This is a genomic window from Chitinivibrio alkaliphilus ACht1, from assembly GCF_000474745.1.
GTDB classification, from domain to species: Bacteria; Fibrobacterota; Chitinivibrionia; order Chitinivibrionales; family Chitinivibrionaceae; genus Chitinivibrio; species Chitinivibrio alkaliphilus.
The window spans coordinates 1-3,216 of sequence record NZ_ASJR01000051.1 but is presented as its reverse complement, the minus strand read 5'-3'; the positions used below and the strand labels follow the sequence as shown (position 1 = coordinate 3,216).

At 44.0% G+C, this 3,216-nt stretch carries 4 protein-coding genes and 1 pseudogene; 2 read left to right on the top strand and 3 right to left on the bottom strand.

Annotated features, from left to right (window positions below; all coding sequences use genetic code 11):
- A pseudogene (locus CALK_RS13075) lies at positions 1-554 on the top strand (hypothetical protein); the annotation flags it as partial.
- Between the two features lie 31 nt (positions 555-585).
- Here the strand turns inward: CALK_RS13075 and CALK_RS11555 are convergent.
- Positions 586-1,002: a Fur family transcriptional regulator gene (locus CALK_RS11555; protein WP_022637843.1), complete on the bottom strand. Its 417-nt coding sequence runs from the start codon at positions 1,000-1,002 to the stop codon at positions 586-588.
- A 224-nt stretch (positions 1,003-1,226) separates the two neighbouring features.
- On the opposite strand from CALK_RS11555, the gene CALK_RS11550 reads away from it, so the two are divergent.
- Positions 1,227-1,718 carry a 6-pyruvoyl trahydropterin synthase family protein gene (locus tag CALK_RS11550; RefSeq protein WP_022637842.1) on the top strand — a complete coding sequence of 164 codons (492 nt, stop codon included), beginning with the start codon at positions 1,227-1,229 and terminating at the stop codon, positions 1,716-1,718.
- Here the strand turns inward: CALK_RS11550 and CALK_RS11545 are convergent.
- Positions 1,715-1,927 carry a hypothetical protein gene (locus CALK_RS11545; protein WP_022637841.1) on the bottom strand — a complete coding sequence of 71 codons (213 nt, stop codon included), beginning with the start codon at positions 1,925-1,927 and terminating at the stop codon, positions 1,715-1,717. The two genes, CALK_RS11550 and CALK_RS11545, sit on opposite strands and share 4 nt — an antisense overlap.
- A gap of 114 nt (positions 1,928-2,041) precedes the next feature.
- A partial coding sequence (locus CALK_RS11540) for a T9SS type A sorting domain-containing protein (RefSeq protein ID WP_034638341.1) occupies positions 2,042-3,216 on the bottom strand: 1,175 nt, incomplete at its 5' end.

Here is a 3,216-nt window from a genome sequence, read left to right as displayed (position 1 = left end):
CCGCTCCGCCACAGCAGAGCAAAAAAGAGCTGGGCGATCGCTATGAAGAGTACGTAGTACGTACCTTCTATGCAGAAGAGGGGTTTCAAGATGCATGGGAATTTACGGAGTGGCGCGGTGATAAATTCATTCATGATATTTCGGTCTACACGGTAACAAATAAATACCCAGACCTTGTCTTTACCCATATAAAAACAGGGACTGTCTTTGCACTAGAGTGTAAATGGCGAAGAGCATGGGAGCGTGTTCAGGGAAGAGAGAAACTAACCATCGCCCCACACTGGAAACTCAAGGAATACCGCACCTATCAAGAGGAGCAGGGAGTACAGATATTTCTCTCTCTGGGCATTGGCTGGGATTTTCTCACGGATTCGCCACAGGAAGAATTCATCATCCCCCTTGATGCCGTGGGCACCAAGTATGACTCAATATTTTCTCCCTATGAGAAGAAGGTGGGCATATCCCTGTCTCAATTCTGTTCCCGCTTAAAAACTCCGGAGCACTACTTTCACCCACGTCCCACACCAAAGAGCACACCCACACCAGAGGAATGATCGCTCGGGGTGTGGTATGCACCAAAGAGGCTTATTTTTGTGTGTTTTTGCAGGTGTTACAAATTCCCTGAAATACAAGCTGCGCCGAATCGGGAGAAAAGGAGTCTCCCAGAAGTGTGGCAATATCCCCGGCCAATTCTAAGGGGTTATAATGAATATCAGTAAGTGCACCGCAGCATCTGCAATGGGTATGCACATGGGATTCCTTATGTATCTCAAAGAGGCTTTTTTGATTTGGCAGGGAAACTTCCATTACAAAACCTTTTTCCACCATGTCTTTTATGTTTTTATACACCGTTGCCAGGGAGATTGAGGGATGGGTTTCTGTAAGGAACGCGTAGAGACTGTCTACCGTAAGGTGCCCATGGGTCAGTAAAATCTCCGCAATGGCTTCACGTTGGGGAGTTACTCGAAGATTTTTAGCACGAAGCAGCTCAGCAACCGTCAAAGATACATCCTTACGTAAATATTCATGCCGCTAAAATATAACAAATACCGCATTTTGTCGACAAAAATATCCCTCGAAGGATGAAATAAAATAATAAAATATGCTATATAATAAAAATTATCCCCTAATCTGTCCACTCTATATATATTCACTATGACAGCAAAATTGGGCTCTCGAACTCTTTTTGCTGGAAGTATAACAACATATTCTTTTTGGAGGTTTACATGTCACATGACACGTACCGTTCAATTATCAAACTGGATTTCCAGTATGCACACCGATTCATGAACTACCCCGGAGAAGCAAGTTATCTCCATGGACATTCCGGATATCTCACTCTTGAGATTGAAGGAAAACTCAACGAACATAACTATGCCTATCCTGTGAAGGAAGCACAAAAACTTGCCTGGGAAGTGGCAGACAATTTTCACCATGGCACTATTTTTCAAGAAGGCGATCCCTTATTTGACCTGGTATTGCAGGGATATGATCAAACAGGTATGAAGGGAACCACCAATAGATTTGGTGAGCCGGCGAAGGTGCTCGATCATGAATTAATCAAATCCTATCCTGAAAGCAGAGTCTCCGTGAGTAAAGGTCCTTCCACGTGTGAATGGTTCTGTACGGTGTTCTATGAGCTTCTGAAAGACAAACTGAATATTAAACGAGTTCAGTTCCGTTCTTCCTCACTGAATTGCGCTTCCTTAGAACTCTAATAAGGGTACGAAGAATATTCAGTCATGCAAAAGCGGGGACACCATGGTCGTGTCCCCGTTTTTGGTTCATATAGAGGTACCACCTTACTCTGCGAGGTCATAGGGCTGCGTACGTTTCGTACCAAGGGCGAAAGTTCTATCATACGAGCAGTTGGGAGTAGTTCATACTTTTCAGGAAAAAGCTTTGTAATATCCATAAGAAGGAGCATACACGGCATCCTTAAACGTACCACGAGATACCCTTTTCCAAGCAGATTCAACACGTCACGACCCCACATTTGAAGATATGGCGAGCGGGCAAGCCCGCTCTTTTTTAGACGATGTTAATATCCGGCAGAAACGGTAATCCTTTGAACATCCACTCCCGAATCCATAGCCAAGGAAACAAAATATACCCCAGGCGATAGAAAAGAGAGAGGTATTGAACAGCCTGATACGACGGAGGCATACACTTCTCTGCCTGTAAGATTATAGATACGAATTTGTGTATCACCTTCTCGGGGTAAAGAGAGTTGCAGCTGCTCTCCGGTATGGAAAACAGATATACGCCCCGGTGATTTTTGAGTTTCCGTAAGGAGTGATGTTTCTTCCAAGGACGTGTAGTAAAAGCTACGGGTGCTCTCAGCACCCCACTGTTCCTGAAAAGAATTCCACTCGTAGCTTGTCCCCGAGATTACCTTATTCACCTCTTTTACGTGATGCGCATGATTCCAGCCGGAAGCGATAGAAGACATTGGTACGGTATGATCATAGGTGAAACTATTTTTCCTCCAGGGTTTAAAGGCATCATTGTGCCAAGAATAAAAAATATAGTTAATCAAATTACCGCCAGTGTCAAAGATATATTGATATTGCAGATATTCACCCCACGTGTCTTCTCTGCGTTCATAGTACGTAATACTTTGTATAAACCCCAAGGAATCATACTCATAGTTATATCTCATTGACTCTATCCAGTCTTCACCCTCTAAGGAAAAAGTGGAACCACTCAGCAACTCCCCCCGATCGTCATGGATATATTCACTTTTTGAAAATGCTTCCCAGTGTCCCCCGGAAAAACTATCTACCCACCTCAGGGTCCTCTCCCCAATATTTCTCCCAAGAGTATCATACGTATATTCACTTTTTACCCATTGCGTCCAACCATCCTCATCGGAACCATCCCACATGGAGAAAAGAGCACTCTTCCTATTTCCCGCATCATCGTAGGTGTACTCATTTTTTATATGTTTTTCCCACCCTCCTACATCTGCCCATCTATACTCTAAAGAACGTATTATGGCTCCCCGATCATCATAGGTATACACATCCTTTGTCCGATGTGATGCCGCATTGGCTCTCCACACGGTGCTATCGAGCTTTTTGGTATATGGTGAAGGATGTTTCGAGATCTCAAATTCATGTGGCCTAACAGTTCTATTCTGCCATCCGGTACGGGGAGTATCCCCCATGGACATATCTAAAGTAGGAACCTGTCCTCTTATTTGAGCATGATACT

What these genes read in the sequence shown, in the direction of transcription:
- CALK_RS11545 (WP_022637841.1), bottom strand. Translation starts at nt 1,927, where the DNA reads ATGCTCCTTCTTATGGATATTACAAAGCTTTTTCCTGAAAAGTATGAA.
- CALK_RS11550 (WP_022637842.1), top strand. Translation starts at nt 1,227, where the DNA reads ATGTCACATGACACGTACCGTTCAATTATCAAACTGGATTTCCAGTAT.